Consider the following 4,612-nt stretch of genomic DNA (forward strand, 5'->3'; position numbering starts at 1 on the left):
TAAATCCTCTAGGTTGAAAAAGACACCTTTACTCGTGCCGCCACGCATGTACGTCGCGGGCACTTTTATTTGGCTTGTTTGATTCGGAGTATTATTTGCCATACGCACTCCTTATTGTGCCAAGAAATCTTGCGCGAAACGCTGCAGAACACCGCCCGCGTTGTACACGTGAACTTCGTCAGCGGTATCTAAGCGACAAGTAACCGGAACATCGACTTTATCGCCGTTGCTGCGTGTGATAACCAGCGCTAAATCAGCGCCCGGCTTGATTTCTCCAACCACGTCGTAAAGTTCCGTACCATCCAGCTCTAGCGTATTGCGGTTAACGCCCGACTTAAATTGCAGTGGTAGTACGCCCATGCCAACCAAGTTAGTACGGTGAATACGCTCAAAGCCTTCAGCAACAATGGCTTCTACGCCCGCCAGTCGAACGCCTTTTGCTGCCCAGTCACGGGATGACCCCTGACCGTAATCCGCGCCAGCCACCACGATCAATGGTTGTTTACGATTCATGTAGGTTTCAATCGCTTCCCACATACGAACCACCTGCCCTTCTGGCTCTACACGCGCCAGAGATCCCTGCACGACTTCGCCGTTTTCCTTCACCATTTCATTGAACAACTTTGGGTTAGCGAAGGTCGCGCGTTGCGCCGTTAAGTGGTCACCACGGTGAGTCGCGTAAGAGTTGAAATCTTCTTCTGGCACACCCATTTTCGCTAAGTATTCACCTGCAGCGCTGCTTGCGAGAATCGCGTTGGATGGTGATAAGTGATCAGTGGTGATGTTGTCGCCCAGAATCGCCAATGGACGCATACCAGACAATGTTCTTTCTCCCGCTAGCGCACCTTCCCAGTACGGTGGTCGGCGGATATAGGTACTCATCGGACGCCAGTCGTACAGCGGGTTGGGATTTTGCTCTTGATCATTCAGCTTAAACATCTGAATGTAAACTTGCTTAAACTGCTCAGGTTTAACATGAGTACCGACAACTGCATCGATCTCTTCATCGCTTGGCCACAAATCATTGAGATAAATTGGTTTGCCATGTTGGTCAGTGCCCAGTGCATCGCGCTCGATATCAAAACGAATCGTACCGGCTAGCGCATAAGCGACAACCAATGGTGGTGAAGCCAAGAAAGCTTGTTTGGCGTACGGATGGATTCGACCATCAAAGTTACGGTTACCAGAAAGCACCGCTGTCGCATATAAATCACGGTCGATGATCTCTTGTTGGATTTTTGGATCCAGCGCACCACTCATACCGTTACAAGTTGTACATGCGTAACCAACAATGCCAAAGCCAAGCTTCTCTAGCTCTGGTAATAAGCCCGCTTCTTCCAGATACAAGCGTGCAACTTTAGAACCCGGAGCAAAAGACGATTTCACCCACGGTTTACGTACAAGACCAAGTTCGTTGGCTTTCTTCGCCACAAGGCCAGCAGCAACCACGTTTCTTGGGTTACTGGTATTCGTACATGAGGTAATAGCAGCGATGATCACTGCACCATCTGGCAACTCGCCTTCTTTCTCTTCCCACGCTCCAGAAATGCCGCGCTGTGCCAACTCAGAAGTTGGTAAACGACGATGAGGGTTTGACGGACCAGCCAAGTTACGGCTAACTGATGATAAATCGAACTCAAGTACGCGCTCGTAAACTGCGCTATCAAGATCGTCTGCCCAAAGACCGGTTTGTTTTGCGTAATTTTCTACTAAAGCAACTTGTTCTTCATCTCGACCAGTTAGTTTCAAGTAATTGATGGTCTGCTCATCAATATAAAACATGCCAGCTGTTGCGCCGTATTCTGGTGTCATGTTTGAAATCGTTGCGCGGTCTCCGATCGTTAGATCACGTGCGCCTTCTCCGAAGAATTCAAGATATGAAGATACCACACGCTCATTACGCAGAAACTCAGTAATCGCGAGGACAATATCCGTTGCGGTAATGCCCGGTTGACGTTTACCCGTCAGTTTGACACCGACAATATCTGGTAGACGCATCATTGATGGTCGGCCAAGCATGACGGTTTCTGCTTCCAGACCACCGACACCTATCGCAATAACACCAAGAGCGTCTACGTGAGGCGTGTGACTGTCCGTACCCACACAGGTGTCTGGGTAGGCAATGCCCTGCTTTGCTTGTACCACAGGAGACATTTTTTCCAAGTTGATTTGGTGCATGATGCCATTCCCAGCTGGAATCACGCTGACGTTTTCAAACGCTGTTTTACACCACTCGATAAAGTGGAATCGGTCTTCATTACGGCGCTCTTCAATCGCGCGGTTTTTGTCGAAGGCATCAGGATCAAAGCCCGCATGTTCAACCGCTAAAGAGTGGTCAACGATCAATTGTGTCTCAACCACTGGGTTCACTTTTGCAGGATCGCCGCCCTGATCTGAAATGGCATCGCGCAGACCCGCTAAATCGACTAGAGCGGTCTGACCAAGAATGTCATGACAAACAACGCGTGCTGGATACCAAGGAAAATCAAGATCGCGTTTGCGTTCAATTAACTGTTTCAGGCTATCTGTCAATGTGTTCGGGTCACAGCGGCGGACCAGTTGCTCAGCTAGCACGCGAGAGGTATAAGGGAGTGTTTCATAGGCTCCAGGAGAAATGGCATTGACGGCTTCGCGTGCATCAAAATAATCCAGTTGAGTTCCCGGAAGCGGCTTACGATATTGAGTATTAATATTTGTGTTCATGGTTTGCTTCCATTCAGTCTTTACATCTTGCCTTCATCAAGGTTTTCCATTGCTCCAGAAACACAGTGATGAGAGGATCTCCTTCCTCTGTTAGAGAGAATGACAAAGGAAGGAGGTGGTCAACCAAAGCATATAATGCCCTCGTTGACCTTCGCGCTAGCGATTCTCGATAGGCACCCATTCTTGATGATCTGGGCCCGTATAATCGGCACTTGGGCGAATAATACGGTTATTGGCACGCTGTTCATAAACGTGTGCAGCCCAGCCCGTTAAACGACTCATCACAAAGATTGGGGTAAATAGTTTGGTTGGAATGTCCATGAAGTGGTAAGCCGATGCATGGAAGAAGTCCGCATTACAGAACAGACCTTTCTCTCGCTTCATCACTGATTCAACACGCTCAGAAACCGCATATAGATGTGTATCACCAACTTGTTTCGATAGCTCTTTGGACCATCGTTTTATTAAGGCGTTGCGAGGGTCACTTTCACGATAAATCGCATGACCGAAGCCCATGATCTTGTCTTTATTGGCTAGCATTTTCATGATGTTCGCTTCCGCCTCGTCGGGCGTTTGCCAATCTTCAATCATTTCCATCGCCGCTTCGTTCGCACCGCCGTGAAGTGGTCCACGAAGCGTACCGATTGCTGCCGTGATACAAGAATGGATGTCTGACAACGTTGATGCACAAACGCGTGCTGCGAATGTAGAAGCATTAAACTCATGTTCAGCATAAAGAATAAGCGAGCAATGCATCACTTGTTTGTGCAGCGCAGATGGCGCTTTGTCTGTAAGTAATCGCAAGAAGTAACCACCGATGCAATCTTCAGTCTGATCCTCGGTGTTGATACGCACGCCATCATGACTAAAGCGGTACCAGTAACAGATGATGGCAGGGAACAAGGCTAGCATACGTTCGGTTGCTTTCAGTTGCTCCTCGAAGCTCATTTCCTGCTCTAGGTTACCCAATACAGAACAACCCGTGCGCATTACGTCCATTGGGTGTGCGCTTGCAGGAATTAACTCTAAAGCTTGTTTTAGCTCGGCTGGCAAACCTCTAAGGCTGAGTAGGTGTGTCTTGTATGCATCGAGTTCTTGTTGATTCGGCAAGTGACCGCGTAACAGAAGGTGAGCCACTTCTTCAAACTGTGCGTTATTCGCAAGATCAGTAATATCGTATCCACGATAAGTTAGACCAGTTCCCGTTTTTCCGACAGTACATAAAGCTGTGCTTCCTGCGCTTTGACCACGAAGGCCTGCGCCACCTAATTCTGCTTTCTTTTCTGCAGTTTGAGACATTGTTTGAACTCCTTTTCTGTCTGACTTTTCCCTCTCTGGGGTGTTTTTAGCCAAACGAATTTCACGTTATTAGATGAGATAAATTCCGATTATCTTTTTCTTGGGCTTCCGTTTATTTTTGCTTTTCCCCGCTATTTCCCTTCAGAGAATAACTGGTCAAGTTTGTCTTCGTAGTCGTGGTAATTCAGGTGCTGATACAACTCTTTACGTGTTTGCATCGAATCAACCAGTGCTTCCTGATTACCCACTTCTAGCAAATGTTTGTAGACCGTTTCAGCAGCTTTGTTCATGGCACGGAACGCACTTAATGGGTAAAGCACCATATCGACTTTCGCTTTTGCAAGCTCATCGCAGCCGTACAGTGGCGTTGCGCCGAACTCGGTAATGTTGGCCAGAATAGGAACGTGCTTTCCAGTTGCTTGCTCAAGTGCGTTTGAGAACTGAAGGTACTGATCCAGCTTGGTCATCGCTTCTGGGAAGATCATGTCTGCGCCAGCTTCCACACACGCAATCGCACGCTCGATTGCGCTGTCCATGCCTTCAACAGCTAGCGCGTCTGTACGAGCCATAATCACGAAACTTTCATCATTGCGTGCATCAACCGCGGCTT

4 protein-coding genes are annotated in these 4,612 nt (G+C 48.3%); all 4 read right to left on the reverse strand.

Annotation, left to right across the window (positions count from 1 at the left end; translation table 11 throughout):
* The coding region (locus IQR33_RS34355; RefSeq protein WP_228014139.1) for a PrpF domain-containing protein at positions 1-102 on the reverse strand (102 nt) is incomplete at its 3' end.
* 9 nt (positions 103-111) lie between these two features.
* Complete coding sequence (gene acnD, locus IQR33_RS25590; protein WP_054579505.1) at positions 112-2,703, reverse strand: Fe/S-dependent 2-methylisocitrate dehydratase AcnD; 2,592 nt, start codon at positions 2,701-2,703, stop codon at positions 112-114.
* Positions 2,704-2,859: 156 nt separating this feature from the next.
* Positions 2,860-4,002 (reverse strand): 2-methylcitrate synthase, encoded by a 1,143-nt coding sequence (gene prpC, locus IQR33_RS25595; RefSeq protein WP_005377283.1) that lies wholly within the window; start codon positions 4,000-4,002, stop codon positions 2,860-2,862.
* Between the two features lie 131 nt (positions 4,003-4,133).
* Positions 4,134-4,612, reverse strand: a 479-nt coding sequence (locus IQR33_RS34360; RefSeq protein ID WP_228014136.1) for an isocitrate lyase/phosphoenolpyruvate mutase family protein, incomplete at its 5' end; no start/stop codon positions are given.

It is taken from the genome of Vibrio sp. OPT46 (assembly GCF_015163535.1).
Lineage (GTDB): Bacteria > Pseudomonadota > Gammaproteobacteria > Enterobacterales > Vibrionaceae > Vibrio > Vibrio alginolyticus.